We start from the raw sequence: 23,447 nt of genomic DNA, 5'->3' as shown, positions 1-23,447 counted from the left end.
ATTTACTGCCTAAAGGTAAAAATTTTTAAAGGGAAACAAATGAAGGCAAATAAGATCATCAAACATTTAGCTTTATCAACCATATTAATGACGAGTACAGCGATGGCAAATATAAAAACAGGGTATGGCTATGTTGAAAATGTGTATATTTTACCAAGCAAAACGTTATTGGATGCCAAGCTAGACACAGGGGCTGGGGTTTCCTCGATTTCGGCGACAAATATTCACGTATACGAAAAGGATGCGAAGGAATATGTGCGCTTTGATGTCACCCATGAAGCGATAGAACAGCAGGGCAAGCGTAATAAAGATAAGGTTGAAAAGGTAGCATATGATTTGCCGTTAAAGCGTGAGATGAAGATTAAAAACCGTGCCGGTGAGGACACAAAAGATCAATATGATGAGCGCCCTGTCGTTGAAATGCCGGTTTGCTTTGATGGCAAAATCTATACGATTGAAGTTAATTTAACCGATAGAACGCATTTTGATTACCCGCTACTCTTAGGGCGTAAAGCATTGATTCAATTGGGTGCTGTGATCGATCCGGCACAAAAATTCACGATGGATGGCAGTGCCTGTGAAGCGCTATTTGCAAAGATGGCAAAAGAGCAAGAGGAGAAAGAAACAAAAGAAGCAACAATAAATAGCACTAAAAAAAGTGATGGTACTGAAGCTTCTAAAGACCAACCAAAGAAAGCTGATAATACGAGTGATCAGTCACCAGATGATAGCAATACAAATGATATGGATAAGCAATGAGTAAGGTTAATAAGCAGTTTTTCACACTTTTGATCATTTTGTTGGTTGCAGGTATTGGTTTTAGTCTTTATCAACATTTTAAACTCGGGCTGTCGTGGTGGCCTAATGATGAGAATATGACGTGGAAGTTTAATGCTGAGCTGCAGATTGTGCCAGATACGACAAACTCATCATTAAAGGTGAATTTGTTGGTGCCAAACTTGGTTAAGGCGGATGTACTAGATGAAAGCATTAATGCTGCCGGTTTTGGTAAGATCGTTTTGCGTTCAGAGGATAAAAATAACCGCATGGCAGTGCTCTCTAAAAGCGAGGTTAATAGCAAGCAAACGGTGATTTATGATGTGACGGTGGCAAGTAATGCACAAAGTGCACCAAGCACCGTCCCTGATCTTGAAAAAGAAAAAAAGAAAATAAAAGATATTTTAGAGCCTAAAAAGTTATTAACGTTGTTAACCACTGCCAAGGGGATTGCAGAGAAATCAGCAGATTCGCCCACCTTGATTGCGCAAGCCATCAACTTTATTAATGATGATGGTAATCTGTACTTCTGGCAGGAGATGACCAGTGGCAAGCCAACGGCAAAAACGCGCGCAAGATTGCTTAATTATTTATTAACTGAGCTTAATTTGCCGAACTTGATTATTCATGTGGTACCTTATGAGTATGAGGATAAATTGAGTCTTAAGAACTTGCCAACGTGGATTAAAGTTTACTATGGCAAAGATTGGCATACGTATGATGTTAGCACAGGTGAGTATATTGATAATCCTAATAGCAAAGCGATGACCTGGTGGAGTGGTAATGGTGATTTTGTCAATGTCCAGGGCGGGACAGTTAAGCTTGTATCCTTTACCGCAGCACAACAAAGCATCCCGATGGAGCGTTATCTGGATCTTAAAAATAATACTGTGAAGCAAAATATATATGAGTTTTCGTTACTTAATTTGCCTGCGCAAACACAGGAAATTTATAAAATCATTTTAATGGTGCCTTTTGGGGTGCTGATTATTTTGATTTTGCGCATTATTATCGGCGTGCCGACATTGGGTACATTTATGCCGGTATTGATTGCGTTAGCTTTTAAGGATACCACTTTGGTATGGGGAATTATCTTATTTTCATTGGTGGTCATTTTAGGGTTAAGCTTTAGAGCTTATTTTGAGAAATTACAATTATTGGTCGTGCCACGGCTTGGGATGCTTCTGTGTGTTGTTGTGCTTATTATGGCATTGATTAGTATTGCAATGCATAAGATGGAGCTATCTCAAGGCTTATCGATTACCTTGTTCCCAATGGTTATTTTAACCATGTCGATAGAGCGTTTATCGATTGTTTGGGAAGAACGTGGTGGCACTGAAGCCATTAAAATTGCGATTGGTAGTCTGTTGGCTGCAACGATCTGTTATATCTTTATCTTTAATGCCTATTTAGAGTATTGGTTTTTTACATTCCCAGGATTGCTATTAGTGGTCATGGCTGTGATGTTATTAATTGGACGTTATCGTGGCTACCGTTTGACTGAGCTTTATCGCTTTGAGGCGTTAGCACAGAAAATTAATGATCAGCAGCAAGGTAAAACGGGTAAAGGTGATCAGTAAATGTGGTGGATTAGTAAATGGCGTGCACTAAAACAAGCGGGTGTATTGGGGATTAATAATCGCAATGTTGGCTATATCCAAGCATATAATGATCGCAAATACTACCCGTTGGTTGATGATAAACTCAAGAGCAAAGCCTTGGCACTTGAGCATGGTATTAATGTGCCTGAGCTTTATGGCGTGATTGGTTCAGAGCATGATAATAAAAATCTGCAATCGATCTTAGGCGATCGCCATCAGTTTGTGATAAAGCCTGCGCAAGGTGCCGGTGGTGAGGGCATTCTGGTCATTACGCACTTTATTAATAATCGCTACCGTTTGGCAAATGGTAAATTGATGACGCTAGATCAGTTGCGTTATCACACATCAACGACATTAAGCGGCGCTTACTCACTCGGTGGTCGTCCTGATAAAGCGATGATTGAATACTTGATTCAGTTTGATCCAACCTTTGCCAAAGTTGCCTATCAAGGGGTGCCAGATATTCGGATTATTTTGATCAAAGGTTTTCCAGTGATGGCAATGGTGCGTTTACCAACACAGCAATCCAATGGCAAAGCAAACCTGCATCAAGGTGCAATTGGTGCTGGCGTTGATCTAAAAACTGGTTTGACATTGCATGGGGTTTGGCATAATGAGATTATCACACATCACCCAGACACCTTACATGAAATCGAGGGGATTACTGTGCCACATTGGCAAGAGTGTCTAAAAATCGCAAGTGCTAGCTATGATATGACCAATTTAGGTTATTTAGGTGTTGATTTGGTGTTAGATAAAGATCATGGACCACTGATGCTTGAGTTAAATGCACGTCCTGGCCTTAATATTCAAATCGCGAACCAAGTTGGTCTGGCAAAGCGTCATGCACTGATTAAGCCAGTGCTTAATGAGCCAATGACCAAGGAAGAGCGTATTAAATATGTTTTAGATCGCTTATAATTTTACTGGAGTTAGGCGTCTTGGAAAAACTATGATTTTATAAACACCCCGTCAGCCTACGGCTGCCACCCCTCTTGCAAAGAGGGGAATTGGGCGATGGTGATTTTAATTCCCCTCTTTGCAAGAGGGGTGCCGAGCTTGTGAGGCGGGGTGTTGAAATAGAAAAAGTGCGTAATTCCAGTTAGTGATAATAAAAGATCATAGTTTATTAGACATAATAAAAGCAGTGGCTATAATCAAATTAGCTTATGACTTAACACATTCAATAACAAGTGAGCCTATGAACAACAATAATGTAAATAGCAAATATCAAATCTTAAAAACATTAAAAACAGTAAAGATCACTACGTTGATGATGGCTTTAGCTGTCCCATTGATGAGTCTACATCAGTTTGCTTACGGAGCTGACAAGGAGCAAGTGGTCAAACCAACGGCGGTTAATGTCGGTGAGGTTAAGAAGATTAATGTGCCAGAGACAATTACCGCAGTGGGTAATATCTATGCGTTAAAACAGGTTGATTTAAGCTTTGATAATAGTGGTAAATTAAAAGAGAAATATTTCAAAAATGGGGATCGGGTATTAAAAGGTGAAACGGTTGCAGCTTTAGATGATCAGCAAGATATGGCAACGTTAAGCTCATTGCAAGCAAAGTTAAATTTGGCCAAACAGACTTATTCTCGCGTTAAGTTGTTAGAGCAATCAGGTGCAATTTCCAAAGAAGATATCGACCAGAAATATGCGGATTTACAACAAGCGCAAGCCGATGTTGATCAACAGCAAACGGTGGTCGCTCATGATAAACTACAAGCACCATTTACCGGAGTGCTTGGGATTTATAAGTTTGATGTTGGTGCATATGTGGCAGCGGGTACTGCTGTTGTGCAATTAACACAGGAAAATCCCCTAAAGATACGCTTTGCGATTCCAGCAGATCTTAAACCAAAAGTAGCAATTGGTAATGAGGTTGAGCTCTCCACTGAAACGTATCCCAAGAAAATATTCAAAGGTATTGTTAACTACATCTCGCCAACGGTAGATAGCAAAAGTGGCACACTTGAGATTGAGGCTGAAGTCAATAATGATGATTATTTATTGTCTCCGGGGATGTTTATGTCGGTTTCACAAATCCTAAAGGATAAACAAGCGATTTTGGCATTACCAGATATGGCGATTCAGACCAATCAACAAGGATCATTTGTCTATGTGGTCAACCCTGATAATACGGTTAAAGCCGTACAAGTAGATATCGGCATGGTGCGCAGTGGTTGGACACAGATAACCAAAGGCTTAGAAGAAGGTCAAAAAGTGGTGACGATTGGCGGATTTAAGCTTACTGATGGCGCTAAAATTAGCATTTCTGATTTACCACCACCAGGGTTTGATAAATTACAAAAAGAATTAAATATTAATGTTGATCCAAAAAGCGGCTTTGGGGTTAACGATCAAGCAGCAACCAATGGTAATAATGGAAGTAAGTAACGCATGAAGCTTTCAAAAATTTGTATTGAGAGACCCGTTTTTGCGGTTGTTTTAAGTTTGATGATTATCGTCTTAGGTATCGTTGGCTTTAGCTATCTTGAGATTCGTTATTTCCCTAAGATTCAGCAGAAAATTGCGCAAGTCTCGATTTCATACTCAGGCGCCTCACCAACGTTGATGAAAAATGATGTTACGGTACCGGTTGAAGATGCACTGTATAATATCGATGGCTTGGTCAAGATGACCTCAACGAGTTCATATGGTAGTAGTAAGATTAATCTAACCTTTGCCGATGATGCTGATATGACCAATGTCATGGGGCAGGTGCGTGATAATATCTCAAGTATTATTTCGCAGAAACTGCCTGCTGATATTAATGCGCCTAGTGTGACTCAAGGGGGCGTTGAGCGCCCTGTGGTTAACTTGGGCGTGTTAGATAAAAATCTAACATCAGCACAAATACGTGACTATGTGCAAAAGAATATTGTTCCGATCTTTCAATCCATTCCAGGTATGGGGGCTGTTTGGGTCTATGGTGCTAGTGATTACGCGATGCGAATTTGGCTTAATCCACAAAAAATGGCAGCGCTTGGTATTACCGTTTCGGATGTGCAAAGCACCTTAAATAGTAATAATATTAGCTTCTCAGGCGGTAGTGTTCGTGGCAAGTATCGTAATTTCTCCATTAGTTCAGATACGGATTTGACTACAGCAGATCAATTTAAAAACCTTGTCGTTAAAGATAGTGGTAGTGCACCGGTTTATTTAAAAGACATTGCAAAAGTGGATTTGGGTAATGCGAGTTTAAGCGACTCGCCCATGTTGATTAATGGGCAAAATGCCATTAGTGTACAGCTGCGCCCCACAGACAATGCCAACCCAATTACCGTAGCAAACCTTGCCAAAGAAGAGCTTAAGCGTGTTGCCAAACAGCTACCAAAAGGTATGGAAGTTAAAGTGGTTTATGATCAATCAACCTTTTTACAGAAATCCATTGCGGATGGTTATGACACCTTGCTTGAAGCAATTATTTTGGTAATGTTGGTGGTGTTTGTATTTTTAGGTAGTATCCGTGCTGCGCTAATTCCGATTTTAACCATCCCAGTGTGCGTTATCGGTGCCTTTGGTGTTATGCTACTGTGTGGCTTTAGTATTAACGTTGTCACACTTTTAGCAATTATTCTTGCCATTGGTCTGGTGGTTGATGATGCGATTGTTGTCCTTGAGAATGTTCACAGGCACATTGAAATGGGCAAGAAACCTTTTGATGCAGCCGTACAAGGCTCAGCTGAAATCGGATTTTCAGTGATTGCGATGACGCTAACACTGGCAGCAGTCTATGCGCCGATTGGCTTTTTATCAGGTTTTAGTGCGACTATTTTTAGAGAGTTTGCTTTTACCTTAGCGGGATCGGTTTTAATCTCAGGCTTTGTCGCATTGACCTTATCACCGATGATGTGTGCCTATATTTTAAAATCACGTGAAAAAGAAACCAAAATAGAAGTTTGGCTAGAGCATATTTTCGATAAATTAAATGCGGCTTATGCCAAAATATTAAACTTCGTATTGAAGGCAAAATATTGGGTGGTAGCATTACTTGTTGCTTTGGGTGTTTTGTGTTTTATGTTGTTTAAAGTCGTGCCTCAGTCATTTATTCCTAAAGAGGATATTGGATATTTTGAGGCGACAATTACTTCTCCGCCAAGTGCAGCTCTTGATTATACCAATTATTATATGAACATGTTAAGTCAGCGTGTTTATGATAATAATCCTTATATTTTGAATAATGCCGAATATGTATTCTCGGGTAATGCAAATAACTTTGTCACAATGCAACCATGGGGTGATAAACGTAAAGTATCAACTCAGACAATTATTGACAAATTACTCGCCGAGGCACAGCAGATTCCTGGCATCAAAGTCAGTATGAGTGTCCCAGACCCTGTGAGTTTTGGACCCGATGCGGATGGCTCTGATGTGATTATTTATTTGCATAATGTAGGACCAATTGATCATTTGGTTAAAGCTGCTGATAGTCTAACCAAGAAACTCATGAATTACCCAGGACTTAATAATGTTAACAATGGTCTGAAGTTTGATAATGTCGTTTATAATGTCAAGTTTCAACGTGAGCTTGCTGCCAATGTTGGCGTTGATCCGCAAAATATTGCTGATACATTTAGTATTTTGATGAGTGGTAAACATATTACTGACGTTAAAACCGATGAGAAAAGCTATCAAGTTTTGGTGCAAATGAATCTGAAAGACTTATCAAGCTTTGGCAGTTTAAGTAAGATCTATGTGCCAAGTGATTCAGGTTTAATGGTGCCATTGTCAAACTTAATCAAGGTAACACCGGATGTTAGACAAAGTAGCCTCTTTAGATACAATCGGGTTAACACAGCGCAAATTAGTGCGAATATCTCAAGCGGCTATAGCATGAGTGAGGTCTATAACGAAATTAATAAACTGGCAAATCAAACAAAGCTTGATGGCGCTGGTGTTGATTTTGGTGGGCGTATGGCAGCATTCATATCCTCGAGTGGTACGATGTTTGGCTTATTTGCTTTGGCGTTGATTTTTATCTATCTGGTGCTTGCTGCTCAGTTTGAGAGCTTTGTCGATCCATTTATTATTTTGCTTACCGTTCCTTTATCAACGGTAGGTGCTTTGATCACGATGCTAATGACAGGAGGGGATTTGAACTTATTTACGAATATAGGTTTGATTACACTCGTCGGGCTGATTAGTAAACACGGTATTTTGATCACGCAATTTGCTAATGAAAACTTCAAAGAGGGTGTCTCTTTAATCGATGCTGTTAAAACGGGTGCAATTACGCGTTTACGTCCTATTTTGATGACAACCTCGGCAATGGTTTTGGGATCAATTCCTTTAGCACTGGCGATGGGTCCTGGAAATGTCGCTAATAATATGATTGGTTGGGTAATTGTCGGTGGACTTTGTTTTGGTACAATATTCTCGCTATTGATTGTGCCTGTGGCTTATGTGATATTGTCACCTTTAGATCATAAGAAAAAGAAAATACTCAAAGCGAATAAGGCGCGATTATTATAAACTGGAGTTACGCACTTTAGAAAAAACTATGATTTTATAAACACCCCGTCAGCCTACGGCTGCCGCCCCTCTTGCAAAGAGGGGAATTAGGCAGCAGTGCTTTTATATTCCCCTCTTTGCAAGAGGGGCGCCGAGCTTGCGAGGTGGGGTGTTGAAATGGAAAAAGTCCGTAGCTCAAGTTATAAATTTAATTTGAATATGTAAACAATGGAATGTATTTATTGATAAGGGATTGCAGATCAAAACCCATGTGAATGATTTCGTATGTTGACATAAATTCAGTAGCAAATAAGATACTTTTTGGACTATGTTGAATAGTCTTTTGTTGAAAACAGGAGGAAATATGGGGCAAACACGCAAAGACTTTACATCCGTTTGGATATTTATTTTGGCAGCGGTGGGATCTGCAGCTGGACTTGGCAATTTATGGCGCTTTCCTTATTTGGCATATGAGCATGGTGGGGCCGCGTTTTTTATCGCATATATCATCTGTTTACTGTGCATTGGCTTGCCGCTATTAATCCTTGAAGTGGGCTTAGGTAAAGTATCAAAAAAAGGCGCACCTGAATCATTAGCACTTATTGGTCATGCCAAGCGTTTTAAAATCATCGGTTGGCTTGCAGTCCTTGCTGCCTTTGGTGTGTTGACTTACTACATCGTGATTACCTCATGGGTACTTAATTTTGCCGTAGATTCATTTAAAATGCCGTGGCAAACAGGCAGTGAAAGTTATTTCTTTAATCAATTTCTAGGATTAAGTGCGGGCATTGATAGCTTTGGCACGCCTAAGTTGGCAATTGTGCTCGGTGTAATTGCTATTTTGCTATTGACGTATATTTCATTATATAGAGGCACCAGTGGCTTGGCGTTTGTTGCAAAATGGATCACCCCGATTCCCTTTATATTGTTAATTATTTTACTGGCTAATTCAGTTTCTTTATCGGGAAGCCTTACCGGATTATACGCGTTATTTGTGCCAATATGGTCATCCCTTTTAGAAACCAAAATCTGGTTTGCTGCAGCAACACAGGTGATTTTTTCAATTTCTCTAGCGACTGGGGTTATGTTTGCTTATGGTGCGTTATTGGGCAAGGATGTCAAAATTGGGCGCACATGTACGATTGTGGTGATTGGTGATACGTTAGCATCAATTATCTGCAGTATGATTGTCTTTTCAGTACTTGGGCATGTTGCACACGTCGATGGTAAGAGTATTCATGATGTGGTTTCTGGTGGCATTGGTTTGGCATTTGTCGTTATCCCACATGCTTTGACGTTGCTGCCTGCAGCACAAGAATTCTTTTCATTTATCTTTTATGCATCGGTTTTCTTTTTGGCATTTACCTCGATCGTATCTTTATTTGAAGCGGTCTTGGCAGCTTTGATGGATAGCAAGATTAAACTTAAGCGTGCCAGTATTTTATTTATTATTTGCGTGGCTTTGCTTATTTGTAATCTGTTTTATACCATGGGTAATGGGTTGTATTTGCTTGATGTGGTTGATCATTTTATCAATGGTTATTTAATGCTTGTTGTGATGGTTGCCGAAGCACTTGTGATCGCGTGGCTTTATGATATTAACAAGCTCACGCGCGAGCTTTTCCCTAATCATAATGCCAATAATATATTGCATGTTATGTTTAAAGCATTAACCGCTTATATTATTCCGATTGTATTAAGTGTACTGTTTATCAAGCAGGTCTACGCCGACATCTCAGGTGGTTATGGCGGCTATCCTAATGGTTACTTATGGGGAATAGGCGCTTTGATTTTAATATTGAGTGTTGTGATTGCTCAGCGCTTAAGTCGCAAGGTTTAAAGCTAATACATACTGCCATCGTCCCCTGAGCGCAGTTAAAGGGACTTGCATCTTATTAAAATAGAGTTATCGCTCCCTGAGCAAAGTGGAAGGGGCTTGGAAACACTACACTAAAATACAGGATGTCTTGTCAGTGGTATAACTAATAATAAATAAAAGAGGGAAAGAGTATGCATAGTAAAGATTTAACGAGATTTGGTCGTTGGAATTTATATCAAGTTGAGGTGATTGAACGATTTTCATGGTCAGCATTATCAGGGATTTTAGTCGCTTATCTAATGGCTGTATTTGGTGTGGACAATAAATATGCCTATCTGCTTTATGCCGGCACAAGTGGTATGACATATGCCATCATGGTGCTAGGAGGCTATTTGGCAGACAGTTTTGGCGCTAAGCGAATGGTGTATATTGGTCTATTTACAAAAGGAGTAGGTTTTTTAATTTTGGCATTATCAACGCATTTAAGTATGGCAATTTTTGCGTTATCAGTCATAGCTGTAGGCATAGGTCTTTTTAAAGCAGCGCCCTCAGCATTATTGGCACAAGTAACTAAATTAGGTGAAGAATCGAAGAATTTTACAGCGCTTTATATGTCGATAAATATAGGTTCTGTGATAGCTAAACTTACATTAATGCTCGTTGCTTTTGCATTTATTGACTATGTATCGCTTTTTTGGATTAGCACCATCTCAAGCTTTTTGGTGATTCTAACTTTTTATTTAATGCGACATACATTAAAGGATGTTTCTACAGCGGGAGGTGCCAAGAAATTTGATAAAAACCAAATGAAGTATATTGCAGTCATCATTCCTGTACTTAGTATTATCGTCTCAATGATTCTGTCATTTAAAACATTGCTTACAATAATCACGATAGTGGTTTCGGTTATTGCGATGCTTTATTTGTTTAAACTTGCATTAAAAATACCAAGCGTTTGGGCAGTTATTGCCTTGATGTTTATTATTGCGCCATTTAACATCGTTTATGTTCAGTTATATACGAGCTTTTTAAGTGAAGCAAAAGCAAATGTAGGTGAGGTGTTAGGGCAACTCATGCTCGTGCTAAACCCGTTGACAATAGTGGTTTTCGGCTCAATATTTTTGGGTGTATATAAGCGTTTTGCGATACATGATTTTTATAAAATGGCAATTGGTACATTATTAATAGCATTATCATGTGGCATTATCTCTAATTGGAATGGCGGCACAGGTTTGGTGCTAACTTATATTGTGAATGCTATTGGAGAGCTTCTTGTCAGCGCGATTGGGCTTGGTGTTGTAGCAAGATATATGCCAAAGTCAAAAGTAGGTATTGGCACAGGTATATTTTTCTTAATGCTGGCAGTGTGGAATGTGGCAGGCGGTTATATTGCTTCAATGACGGTTGATTATAGTACCCAAACAGTAGCCGCTTTGATTAGCAGTGTCGCGATCGTGGTGGCAGTTATTATTGCGGTTGGAACTTATATTTGGAGTAAAAAAGATAAAAAATCAGCCTAGGAAATTCTGGTATTAAGCACTTTTAACAAAATGGTCATTCTTAAAAGCAATACAATACTGAAGTGTGCTTTGTGCTAAAACATCTTTCTTTAATTTGTTATAACACTGGTTATTTGGTGCGGTTACACTTTGCAGATGCAATTTGGCGTTAGCATTGTTGTGATTGTTTTCAACAATGGAGCTGTCAAACATCGCATTAGGATACCAAACCTTTAAGCCCGTATCTTTGCCAAACCAATCAGTCATTTGATCCCCTACTGACATAAGCCAATAGACGTGACGCTGGTCACTCAATGCGCGACGCAAAACATCCTTGTAAGCAACGCGTTCATTGGCATTGTTTGTACAAGCATTTGCAGGTACTGATCCTGATAAAAAGACATATTGATCAAGTTTTTTATCTGATAAATGTAGATGTTCTTTAAGCCAGCTTCTGGTGGCAGATGACTCATTGTGATTGCAAGACCTTGCGGTGATAAAGTAGCAGGCAATGCCATCTTTGAAACAATTTTGCGCAATAAACTCAGCAGTGGCTGGGTCATTGATCCCTGATTTAGTGAAATAATCATCATCAAATGAGGTTAATTGAATGGTGTTATCAATATCAAACATAATCGCTGGTGTTTTACCTTTAGCTTCAATTGCATGGATAAAGCCAATCTTTTTAAAGTTGGCAATAAGCTTGGTTAAATCACTCATCATTGTATTGGCATCCTTGGCAAATTGAGAGTCTTTGGCAAAATCATTATAGTCTTTAGTGCCCATATAGCGCTTAGTGTCAGAATTGTCAGCTATTTGATCTATTGCTGTTTTGGCATTGGTTGGCAAGCTAAACGGTTTCCCGTATTTGGCGTTAAATGCCATCGTCAGTGAAGTGACTTCACTATACAGCCTCAATGAATCAACCGTTGCAGGTTTTATCTTAGGTGCTTGTGCTAAAGCACTCTGGCACGTCATGGCAAATAATGCAGCAGCTAAGAGTTTTCTGTATTGTCTAAATGGTTTCATGCTATTGATCCTTAAGCATTGTTGGGTTGTGAAATTATTGTTTAAGTACATAACCGTTGAGCTTGATGCTAATAAAATAGTTGCGATTGGAAAATAGAGATTATCCACCTTTATATCTATACCATCTTGCTGCATGTTCAATTTCCATATCATCTTGCGATTAAAAGCAAATAAATTATAAAAGGGAGAGTAAGCCGCAATTGTTACAGAAATATTAAAGAAAGGTCTTATGGTGTTTTAATTCAGCTTTTTAATCAAAATTGTGTGAACCAATCTTGGTGCGTTGTGCTAAAATGCGGCTCTAAATTTTTGATTTTTTAATATTAATACCCATCGCAAAGTGGTCTGTGATGGGTGTAACAAATAATAGGGTTTAAGTAATGTCGCAAATGCAAGAAGTGCAAAAAACGCAAAAAATGCAAGAGAGAAAAGAGCAGCAAGAATCTCAAGAAATGCAAAAAAACTATGATCCCAAAGCTTTAGAGCAGCAATGCTATGATAAGTGGGAGAAAAAAGGTTTATTCAAATGTGGGCAAACCAATGGCGCGCCTTATACGATTATGTTGCCACCTCCTAATGTCACCGGAACGCTACATATGGGGCATGGTTTCCAGCAAACTTTGATGGATTTGTTAACACGCTATCATCGCATGATGGGTGATGATACCTTATGGCAGCCGGGCACTGATCACGCGGGTATCGCAACACAAATGGTGGTTGAGCGCAATTTAAATGCTGAAGGATTGACGCGCCATGATCTAGGGCGTGAGAAGTTTATCGAAAAAATCTGGCAGTGGAAAGAATACTCAGGTGGCTCAATCGCTAAACAAATGCGTCGTTTAGGAGCCTCTGCTGACTGGTCGCGTGAGCGCTTTACGATGGATGAAGGTTTGTCACAAGCGGTGCAAACTTGCTTTATTAAGCTTTATGAAGATGGTTTGATTTATCGTGGTGAGCGTTTGGTCAATTGGGATCCAGTGCTTTTAACCGCAGTCTCTGATCTCGAGGTTGTGCAAGAAGAAGAAAAAGGTTCATTATGGCACTTTGCCTACCCATTAGCAGATGGTGGTAACATCGAGATTGCGACCACGCGTCCTGAGACGATGTTAGGAGACGTTGCTGTGGCAGTAAATCCACATGATGAGCGCTATCAGCATTTGATTGGCAAGATGATTAAACTGCCATTAACCGAACGTGAGATTCCTGTTATCGCAGATGATTATGTCGATATTGCTTTTGGTACGGGGTGTGTGAAGATCACTCCAGCACATGATTTTAATGATAACGAGATCGGCAAACGTCATCAATTACCAATGATCAATATCCTAACAGCAGAAGGTAAGATCAATGATAATGCACCAAAAACCTATCGTGGTTTAGATCGCTTTGATGCGCGTAAACAAATTGTTGCTGATATGGAAGCGCAAGGTTTGTTAGTCAAGGTTGAACCGCACACGTTGAAAGTGCCGCGCGGTGATCGCACCGGTGTTATCCTTGAGCCGTATTTGACTAAACAATGGTTTGTTAAAGCCAGTGAGTTAGGTAAACCTGCCTTAGAGGCGGTTGAAAATGGTGATATTCGCTTTGTGCCTGATAACTGGAAAAATACTTATTATTCATGGATGCGTGATTTGCAAGATTGGTGTATTTCACGTCAGCTTTGGTGGGGACATAGAATTCCTGCTTGGTACGATGAACATGGCAGTGTCTATGTTGGTGAATCGGAAGCCGATGTTCGCAGTAAATATGGCTTATCGTCAGAGCTTAGATTGCATCAAGATGATGATGTCTTTGATACGTGGTTCTCATCAGCATTATGGCCGTTTTCAACGTTAGGCTGGCCAAATAACACCGCTGAGCTTAAGAAATATTATCCAACCAGTGTCTTAGTAACAGGCTTTGATATTATCTTTTTCTGGGTGGCACGAATGGTGATGTTTGGACTTTATTTTATGGATGAGATCCCTTTTAAAGATATTTATATCACAGGTCTTATTCGTGATGCTGAAGGACAGAAGATGTCTAAATCAAAAGGCAATGTATTGGATCCCGTGGATCTGATCGATGGTATTTCTTTAGAAGACTTGGTTGTTAAAAGAACACAAGGTTTGATGCAACCACAGATGAAAGCTAAGATTGAGAAACAAACGCGTAAACACTTCCCAGAGGGGATTGAGGCTTATGGTACTGATGCGCTTCGTTTTACCTTTACCGCTCTTGCCTCCACCTCGCGCGATATCTGTTTTGATGTTTCACGTATGGAAGGTTATCGTAATTTCTGCAATAAACTATGGAACGCTTCACGTTTTGTGATGATGAATTTAGAAGGTTATGATCCATCATATAATCAATATGAAATGGGTGTGGCTGAAGAGTGGATCTGGCATGAGCTTAATAAAACCGTGGCAGAAGTGCATAGGCATATAGCGAATTACCGCTTTGATTTATTAGCGCAAGCAATTTATGAGTTTGTTTGGAATCAATATTGCGATTGGTATCTTGAGCTAGCAAAAGCAACACTTAATGAAGAAGCGATTAGTGCCGCGCGCAAACATGCTGTGCAATATACTTTAATCACAGTGCTTGATAAGATTTTACGTTTGGCGCATCCGATTATTCCATTTATTACTGAGGAAATATTTAATCAGATTAAAATATTTACTCAAGAGGATGCAACATCGATTGTGGTCAGTAACTTCCCGTTATTTGATGAGGCGCTGATCAATGATAAAGCAACTAACGAGATAGAATGGCTTAAGCGTGTTATCGTTGCCATTCGCACCGTGCGTGCTGAGATGAACATCAAGCCAAGCTTGAGTATTCCGCTTTTTATCAAAAACGCATCAACAGATGAATTAGATAAACTTGAAGCAACCAAAGCGCTTATTCAATCAATGGCAAAAATCGAAAATATTACAGTGAGTGATGATGTGCCAATGTCGGCAACAAGTCTTGTTGATACACTGGAGTTACATATTCCATTAGCGGGACTCATAGATGTCTCAGCTGAACAAGCACGCTTGAAAAAAGAACAAGAAAAACTCGACAAGGAAATCGCACGCTTAATGGCAAAGCTTGGTAATCAAAAGTTTGTCGACAATGCGCCAGAGGATGTCGTAGCTAAGGAGAAGGAAAAGCTTACTGAATATCAAACAACGCAAAGCAAATTGATCGAACAATTTGAAAAATTAGCGGCGTTGCATTAAAAATTTCTTGAAAAAAAATTTCCTATCCTCACTTTCTAGGCATTGAATTTTTAAAGCCCCATGTGTTGTTAAGCATAAAATAACTGGAATTACGGACTTTAGAAAAAACTATAATTTTATAAACACCCCGTCAGCCTACGGCTGCCACCCCTCTTGTAAAGAGGGGAATTAGGCAATGATGGTTTATATTCCCCTCTTTGCAAGAGGGGTGCCGAGCTTGCGAGGCGGGGTGTTGAAATAGAAAAAGTCCGTAACTCTAGTAAATAATGGAATGTTGATCATGCGCTGATGTTCAGCAGGGTGTTAAAGATAAATAATATAAAAAGCTATAAATGAATGATCTAGGTTTAATGATTAATTTAAGATTATTCCTTAAGCTCGTGACTGTTTAGATAATTTATTGTGTTGAAGAAATGAGGATAAAGGATATATGAAAGCAGAGAAGTTTACCCATAAGTTACAAGAAGCGCTTACTGAAGCGCAGAGTTTAGCCATCAGCAAGAGTCATACGATGCTAGAGCCTATTCATGTGCTAAAAGCATTGTTGGATCAAGAAGGTGGCATGATTGCATCTATTATCACCCAAGCAGGGGGTAATTTATCAAATCTCAATAGTGAGTTAAGTAATGCCTTGAATGCGCTAGCGACAAGTAGTGCTGCCAGCCAAATCAGTGCATCAAATAACTTGATTAAAATACTGCAACAGATGGAAAAGCTAGCCACTGAAAAGCAAGATGAATTTATTTCAAGTGATTTATTCTTAATCGCAGGGTTTGCCGATGGTGTGATCAGCAAGATCTTTAAAGCGGCGGGCTTATCAAAAGAAAGTCTAACTCAAGCTGTGGATAAAGTCAGAGGTGGTGCACGCGTTGAGAGTCAGAATGCTGAAGATATGCAAGGTGCGTTAAAGAAATATACCATTGATCTCACTGAAAGAGCGCGACAAGGTAAAATTGATCCGGTAATTGGGCGCGATGATGAGATCAGACGCACGATTCAAGTATTGCAACGTCGTACTAAAAACAACCCTGTATTAATTGGTCGCCCAGGGGTTGGTAAAACCGCAATTGTTGAAGGTTTAGCGCAGCGCATTGTTAACAATGAGGTGCCTGAAGGAATTCGCAATAAGCGTATTTTATCTTTGGATTTGGGAGCGTTATTGGCAGGTGCTAAATTCCGTGGTGATTTTGAAGAACGCTTAAAATCAGTGCTTAAAGAGCTGTCCAAGCAAGAGGGCAGTGTGATTTTATTTATTGATGAGTTGCACACTATGGTTGGCGCAGGTAAAGCTGAAGGCTCGATGGATGCTGGCAATATGTTAAAACCCGCCTTGGCGCGTGGTGAGCTAAGATGTGTGGGGGCAACGACATTAGATGAATATCGCGAGAATGTTGAAAAAGATCCCGCATTAGAGCGTAGATTCCAAAAAGTATTGGTTGATGAGCCAACGGTTGAAGATACCATTGCGATTTTGCGTGGATTAAAAGAGCGCTATGAAGTGCACCACGGTGTTGATATTACTGATCCGGCAATTGTTGCCGCAGCAACACTATCACATCGCTATATTACCGACAGACAACTGCCGGATAAAGCCATTGATTTAATGGATGAAGCAGCAAGTCAAATCCGTATGGAGATTGATTCGCGCCCTGAAGAAATGGAAAAACTATATCGCCGGATTATTCAGCTAAAAATGCAGCGTGAGCAATTGAAAAAAGAAAAAGATGATGCCACCAAAAAGCGCCTGGATGTTTTAGAAGATGAAATCAAAGCTTTAGAAAAAGAATACTCTGGCTTTGAAGAAATCTGGAAAGCAGAAAAAGCACAAATGCAAGGCTCACAAAAACTAAAAGAGCAATTAGATCAAGCTAAAATTGATCTTGATGCTGCTAAGCGAACCGGTGATTTATCGAAAATGGCAGAGTTGCAATATGGGCTTATTCCGCAGTTAGAGGAGCAGATTAAAGCGCTTGCCAGTGCTGATCCGATTAAAACCAAATTAGTACGCACCCAAGTCACTGAGAATGAGATTGCTGAAGTGGTGTCTAAATCAACAGGTATTCCCGTCAATAAAATGATGGAAGGTGAGCGTGAGAAGCTGTTGCATATGGAGGACTTCTTAGGCAAACGTGTGATTGGTCAAAAAGAAGCGATTACCGCCGTGTCGAATGCTGTTCGTCGCGCGCGCTCTGGGTTATCTGATCCGAATCGCCCGACAGGGTCGTTTTTATTCTTGGGTCCAACCGGTGTTGGTAAGACTGAGCTAACTAAAGCATTGGCTGAGTTTATGTTTGATAGTGAAGATGCGATGCTGAGAGTGGATATGTCAGAATATATGGAGAAACACTCGGTAGCACGTTTGATTGGTGCTCCTCCAGGATATGTTGGTTATGAGCAAGGTGGTTATTTAACTGAGCACGTTAGACGCAAACCTTATTCGGTAATTTTGCTTGATGAAGTTGAGAAAGCACATCCAGATGTTTTTAATATTCTATTGCAAATCTTAGATGATGGGCGTTTGACTGATAGCCAAGGGCGTACGGTTGATTTTAAAAACACCGTGCTAATTATGACTTCAAACTTAGGCTCGCAGTTAATCCAAGAAAAACTGCATAGCGAAGGATATGATCAGGTGAAAGAGCAGGTATTGCAGGTTGTGTTGCAACACTTTAGACCGGAGTTTATCAATCGTATTGATGAAACCGTTGTCTTTGAGCCATTAGATAAAGAGATGATCAAACAAATCGCTGAAATTCAAATCAATCGTGTGCGTAAGCGTTTGCATGAGCGTGATTTGACATTAACAATCTCTGCAGTAGCAATGGATGAGCTGGCAGATCACGGGTTTGATCCGGTATTTGGCGCAAGACCATTGAAACGGGCGATTCAGCAATATATTGAGAATCCATTGGCTACCTATCTTTTAGAAGGGCGTTATGTCGCGGGTGATGTTATTCAAATAACCAGTGAAAATGATAGCTTCGTATTCTCTAAAAAAGATGTAGCTGTTATGGAAAAATAACACCTTGGTAATATACCGCTTGTAAATCATTTTGCGGTATTCGGTGCCGAAGAAGTTTTTGATGCCTTTGGATGATTGGGTTGCAGGTAATAGCTAGGACTATTGCCAAAATTCAATCAGCCAAAAGGGCGGAAAATTCAATGGCAGAAATGTTGTAAAATGGTTTATGAGCGGTATAAATGCTTGGCATACTTTCTGATATAATGCTGGGCATATTTATTTAGATTAATGTATTTATGCCATTACAACGTATATTCGCTTTGGGACTGTTGTTAAGCAGTGCTATTACCTCATTTGCATGCTCGTGGCAGCTTCAGCAAAAAAAATCCATTGATATTGTGCCAGAGAAAGTGAAGTTTGATACTTTTGAGGCGATTAAAGATAAGCATTTCCCTCTGATTGTTGATGTAGTGTTATTAGATAATGGTACATATAAAGCGGGACTCACGATTCAATCACAAGATAATGTTCAAAGTGTGCTTGATGTGGCAACTCAAAAGGATGCGTTTCTAGCAACTAATGGTGGCTTTTATCAAGAAGGGTTTCTTGTCAATGGTCTTTTGATCGATCAAAGTAAACTACGTTTACCATTGGTTAATAATACGTTGTTATCATCAATTATTACGATTGATCAACAGGGTCAAATCAATATCTTGGATAAAGATCAAAAATATCATCATGCTTACTATGCTTTCCAAGTGGGTCCTATCTTGCTTAAAGATAATATCGTACAAAAAGTCAATGATGATAAAATTGCCAAACGCATTATTTACGCGCAAACAAGCACAAAGCTTATGGTGATTTATATCGATAGCACAACCTTACAGCAGGCGGCGTATGTTGTTAAAGCACTTGCTGATTATTTTGATATTAAGATTAAGCGCGCGGTAAATTTTGATGGTGGCAAAGCAGGTGCTTTTATCTTGCGTAAATATATGACGCCAGTGATTTATCCAGAATATAGTCCTGTGAAAAGTGTAGTTTATTTTAGTTTGAATGTCGCTTAGAAGTTACTTAGCCAATCAAGGAGACCATCCACTTAGCTTAACGCGCATAAATAGTTGAGAGGAATGAAAAGCAAGCATAGTTAGTTGCTGAAATGTTAACTATGCCGATTGAGTGCGAATGTACATTATGATACAGTTTCGCTATTAAAATTACGTTTAAGTTTAAGCTAATGGATTTAGGGTTTTCTGAGTTAGGTAAAAAATCTGAATATAAAACACAATATGATGCCAGTTTATTATTTCCGATCCCTCGATCGATAAAGCGTGATGAGTTGGGGATAAAGGGAGTCCCTGAGTTTAAGGGTGTTGATATTTGGACGGGTTTTGAAGTCTCATGGTTGAATATGAAAGGCAAGCCACAAGTGCGCATTGCCGTATTTGAGATTGATGCGCTTTCTCAATGCTTGATTGAGTCCAAAAGTTTTAAGCTTTATTTGAATTCTTTTAATAACACCCATTTTGCCAGTGATGATGAGGTTGCTAAAATTATGCAGCATGACCTCTCACAAGCTGCCAATGGTGTAGTATCTGTGACATTATACGCACTAAAAGACTACCCTTGTCATGTTGCCAATCAATTTGCAGCAGAGTCGATTGATGAGCTTGATATCGAAATCAATGAATATATGACAAACCCTCAGTTTTTATCAGCAGATCAAACAAGCAAAGTGCATGAGCGCCTAAGTAGTGATCTATTGAAATCTAACTGTTTAGTAACCTTTCAGCCGGATTGGGGTAGTGTGTTGATCGAATACCAAGGAGGAAAAATTAATCGAGAAGGATTGTTGAAATACCTTGTTTCTTTCCGTGAGCATAATGAGTTTCATGAGCAATGTGTTGAGCGTATTTATACCGATATTATGCGCTATTGCCAGCCTGAGAAATTATGTGTTTATGCGCGCTATACACGTCGTGGTGGCTTGGACATTAATCCAATGCGCGCAAACTTTATGTTTGATGCTGAGCAAAATGAGCAAAAACAGATACGTTTGGCACGTCAATAATGCTTTTTGGTATGTCGTTGATAGTTCTTATTTCTTCGTTTAGTAACAATTGCTTATTATACACATGAAATTTGTTCTCCACTGGAGGAGTAAATCGTAAGCTAATACGATGTTGATAATGTTTTGGTTTATTAGGCTTATTATCTTGATCGTCATGTGGTTCGATTGAAGTTTTACACAGGTTGATTATTCGCTGAGATTCATATAATCGATTGACTGCCAAAATCGTAAGATAGCCTATTTTTATCCCATTAACGACAAAATGATACGCCTCTTTCTCATCTTCACTGTTCTTTAGATACTCATCAAAAACCTCTGCTAATATTGGAATGAAAGCACTTGCCCCATACCCTCTTGGAAGGAAAGGTTCCAAAGCATATATAATACTGTTGATAGCGCCTCTTTGAGCGACTTGATCGCGATGGGTGGATAAGATTTTATTGCTAAGCTCATCAATATTTAAACTGCTAAATATATCACGCTTGTAATGATATATATTGTCCGGCTTTAAAATATCAACTGTATCCGATAGCACTTTCCTTAATTTATATTTAATGGCACCACCAAGACCAGCTCTTTCAACATATGTCAATGCTTCTGACCCTGTCATATTTAGGTGGTGAGGTATTTTAAACATACATCCTGTATAATGTGATACTTCACTTATCGAAATGTTTAATGACCTCTCAACTATTCTTTTTGGGAAACCATTTAATTGTTGAAACCATTGGTTTAGATTATCGTTTTTGCTTTTTTGATGAATTTCATCTGCTACATCAAGAAATGCCAGATATAATAAGCTTCCGCCTTCAATGGCAATTGCCTCACGACAGCACCGATGGCTTTGCTCATATAACATTGGCTGGATAGATACCAGTGTATGGTGTAAGTCTGCAGGTACTCTGAAAGGGTATTCTGCAAGCACATTTTCAAAAAATTGTTGGGTGTTTTGATGGTATAATTTTTCATAGATGACATCATGTACCAATTTTTTAAACAGATAATTAACATACACCTCGTTAACAGCAGCTAGCCCGTCAGAACTCACTTTTTCTATTAGATCTATAACAAATTCAATTTGAAGATGGTACTCTCTGGGGAAGCGACTTATTATATTATCCCAAGGAAATAAATAGCTATAAGCACTAATGATTAATGTTACATCCGATAAAATTCGGGAAAACTCAAGAAAAGAGAGCTCTCCTTTTGCATATTGAGTAAATGCTCTATGTATTCTATTTATTTCATGTGCTAACATCAAAACAGTTGCTTGATCTTGAGCTTGAAAAACGCCTTGCTCAATCCCTTCGGTAAAGCTATGCAGCAAAACTTCATAAGCATCTGGAAACTCTACTATCATTAGTTTATCTTCATCTAACGATTTTTCGCTCACTTTATCGAACAAGGCATACGTAGAGGAGGTTGGCTTATAACTGCTTTGCTGTATTTGTAATATACTGAAAACTCCCCAAAAATTTAAAAGCGTGTACAATACGCCCGAAGCAATGATATGAGAAGAGGAATCACAAGGATGGCGCACACTACTTTTGGTGACCACATGAGCAAATTATTAAACAAAATGACATCAAAGGTGTCTTTTAAAAAATGTGAAGACGATACTGGAAAAGGTTTTAGAGCATGGCAGTTTAAACCTTTACTCAATCAGTAGCAGCCAAAAGGAGTACGAAAAATTGAGACGGACAATTACAGGTGACAATAAGCTAAATGACTTTGATCCCGAGCAAATTAGTGAAGTACTATGCGCTGAAACAGCCAAGAAATACGAGTCTTCGGATAATGTTATTTTGATTCATGATCCCAGCGAGATACGCAAAAAATATACCAAGCAAGCAGAGCATATAGGAAAAGTAAAAGATCTGAGTAAGAAAACCATCAATGGCTATAGTAGCTTCAATACAATTGCCGTTAATTTAGATAATAAACAGATTGATTTATTGGGTCATGAGCTATACAGCAACAAGCAGCCAGAGTTTTTATCAAAAGAAACGATTGAACAGTTAAGTGCCGGTGAGGATATCGTGATTTCACAGGCGTCTAAAGAAGCCTATGATGACGATAGTTATTTGACCTCAAAGCGCATAGCATTAAAGCATATTAAATCCTGCTCTAACGCCTTGAAAGAAAAGAATTCAGCATTAAATATTACGCATGTATTAGATCGTGAGTTTGATGATAGTGAGTACTTTGATTTTATACAGGAACTGAAAGATGAGTTTGTCATACGATTGAAGAAAAACAGGACAGTTTCAGGCTTAAGCGGTGATAAGGAGCAAAAAGGGAAATTGATAGATCACGCCTTTGAACATTCATATACTTTCTGTATTCAAAAGCTATACATCAGTGGACGCTGTTTTCAGGATTGCGTGATCAAGGCTAAATGGCAGAAGATTGGGCAGTATCATGTTGTTTTAATGACGCTGCTTGATCGCAAGGGCAAAGAAGCTTTTGACGAACCGATGCTTTTAATCACAAATAAGGAGCTTATGAATCAATATGACGTTTACAACGTTTATGATTGCTATTTAAAGCGCTCTCGTATTGAGGGTGTGTTTAAATTTATCAAAGGTGAGTTAGGCTGGGAAGAGTTTAGGATAAAAGACTTTGAAGGGATTAAAGCCATTACTGCTATTGGTTTCTTTGTTGCATCTTATTTATATGAGATTGGTCAAGGTGAAGTTTATGATGACTTTGTTGTATTGATTGCACAGCTTGGCGGCTCTAAATCAGGTGAAGTAACAAGGCATTACATCTTGGAAGGAATGAAAACATATCTTGCAAAACTACGCGTAGATCAGTTTATTGAGGAGCATCAGATAAGCCAAGCAGACTTAAAAGCCATATTGAATTTTATTGGGCGAGGAGAAATTTAAAAAATGAGGAGTTTTCAGTAATATATTATTTTGATTGTTTAAAGGTATTTCTGCCAAACAGAAATTACCGATTAATAAACCAGCTAAACTATGTATGGTTTTTTTCATTTTATCCTCCATATATTTGATATAAA

Annotated in this window: 14 protein-coding genes; 12 read left to right on the top strand and 2 right to left on the bottom strand. The window is 39.1% G+C overall.

The window, feature by feature from the left end; translation table 11 throughout:
* The first annotated feature begins 39 nt into the window (after positions 1 to 39).
* The 7 genes from NYP54_RS02775 (at position 40) to NYP54_RS02745 (ending at position 11,175) form a co-directional block, all read left to right on the top strand.
* Positions 40 to 759, top strand: a complete 720-nt coding sequence (locus NYP54_RS02775) for an ATP-dependent zinc protease (protein ID WP_283157070.1) — start codon at positions 40 to 42, stop codon at positions 757 to 759.
* On the top strand, positions 756 to 2,357 hold the full coding sequence (locus NYP54_RS02770) for a UUP1 family membrane protein (protein ID WP_283157069.1): 1,602 nt from the start codon (positions 756 to 758) through the stop codon (positions 2,355 to 2,357). Before NYP54_RS02775 ends, NYP54_RS02770 begins: the two co-directional genes overlap by 4 nt.
* On the top strand, positions 2,358 to 3,299 hold the full coding sequence (locus NYP54_RS02765; RefSeq protein WP_283157068.1) for an alpha-L-glutamate ligase-like protein: 942 nt from the start codon (positions 2,358 to 2,360) through the stop codon (positions 3,297 to 3,299). It abuts the gene before it with no gap.
* A gap of 280 nt (positions 3,300 to 3,579) precedes the next feature.
* Positions 3,580 to 4,779: an efflux RND transporter periplasmic adaptor subunit gene (locus tag NYP54_RS02760; RefSeq protein ID WP_157968203.1), complete on the top strand. Its 1,200-nt coding sequence runs from the start codon at positions 3,580 to 3,582 to the stop codon at positions 4,777 to 4,779.
* 3 nt (positions 4,780 to 4,782) lie between these two features.
* Complete coding sequence (locus NYP54_RS02755; protein WP_283157067.1) at positions 4,783 to 7,857, top strand: efflux RND transporter permease subunit; 3,075 nt, start codon at positions 4,783 to 4,785, stop codon at positions 7,855 to 7,857.
* 307 nt (positions 7,858 to 8,164) lie between these two features.
* A complete protein-coding gene (locus NYP54_RS02750; RefSeq protein ID WP_283157066.1) occupies positions 8,165 to 9,676 on the top strand; it encodes a sodium-dependent transporter in 1,512 nt (503 codons plus the stop codon).
* Between the two features lie 170 nt (positions 9,677 to 9,846).
* Positions 9,847 to 11,175, top strand: a complete 1,329-nt coding sequence (locus tag NYP54_RS02745; protein WP_283157065.1) for an MFS transporter — start codon at positions 9,847 to 9,849, stop codon at positions 11,173 to 11,175.
* 12 nt (positions 11,176 to 11,187) lie between these two features.
* Here NYP54_RS02745 and NYP54_RS02740 read toward each other — a convergent pair whose 3' ends face one another.
* Positions 11,188 to 12,183: a hypothetical protein gene (locus NYP54_RS02740; RefSeq protein WP_283157064.1), complete on the bottom strand. Its 996-nt coding sequence runs from the start codon at positions 12,181 to 12,183 to the stop codon at positions 11,188 to 11,190.
* A gap of 416 nt (positions 12,184 to 12,599) precedes the next feature.
* Between NYP54_RS02740 and NYP54_RS02735 the strand changes: the two genes are divergently transcribed.
* The 4 genes from NYP54_RS02735 to queF all read left to right on the top strand — a co-directional run bounded on the left by NYP54_RS02735 (position 12,600) and on the right by queF (position 20,422).
* Complete coding sequence (locus tag NYP54_RS02735; protein ID WP_283157509.1) at positions 12,600 to 15,389, top strand: valine--tRNA ligase; 2,790 nt, start codon at positions 12,600 to 12,602, stop codon at positions 15,387 to 15,389.
* Between the two features lie 430 nt (positions 15,390 to 15,819).
* Entirely contained in the window at positions 15,820 to 18,411 is a 2,592-nt protein-coding gene (gene clpB / locus NYP54_RS02730) for an ATP-dependent chaperone ClpB (protein WP_283157063.1), read from the top strand.
* A gap of 236 nt (positions 18,412 to 18,647) precedes the next feature.
* Positions 18,648 to 19,418 carry a phosphodiester glycosidase family protein gene (locus tag NYP54_RS02725; protein WP_283157062.1) on the top strand — a complete coding sequence of 257 codons (771 nt, stop codon included), beginning with the start codon at positions 18,648 to 18,650 and terminating at the stop codon, positions 19,416 to 19,418.
* Between the two features lie 170 nt (positions 19,419 to 19,588).
* Entirely contained in the window at positions 19,589 to 20,422 is an 834-nt protein-coding gene (gene queF / locus NYP54_RS02720; RefSeq protein ID WP_283157061.1) for an NADPH-dependent 7-cyano-7-deazaguanine reductase QueF, read from the top strand.
* Here queF and NYP54_RS02715 read toward each other — a convergent pair.
* Positions 20,367 to 21,980: a hypothetical protein gene (locus NYP54_RS02715; protein WP_283157060.1), complete on the bottom strand. Its 1,614-nt coding sequence runs from the start codon at positions 21,978 to 21,980 to the stop codon at positions 20,367 to 20,369. The two genes, queF and NYP54_RS02715, sit on opposite strands and share 56 nt — an antisense overlap.
* 49 nt (positions 21,981 to 22,029) lie before the next feature.
* Between NYP54_RS02715 and NYP54_RS02710 the strand changes: the two genes are divergently transcribed.
* Complete coding sequence (locus tag NYP54_RS02710) at positions 22,030 to 23,313, top strand: transposase (RefSeq protein ID WP_283155944.1); 1,284 nt, start codon at positions 22,030 to 22,032, stop codon at positions 23,311 to 23,313.
* Positions 23,314 to 23,447 lie beyond the last annotated feature (134 nt).

The organism is Cysteiniphilum sp. QT6929, assembly GCF_030035755.1.
GTDB lineage: Bacteria > Pseudomonadota > Gammaproteobacteria > Francisellales > Francisellaceae > Caedibacter > Caedibacter litoralis.
This window is presented reverse-complemented; position numbering and strand designations above follow the sequence as displayed.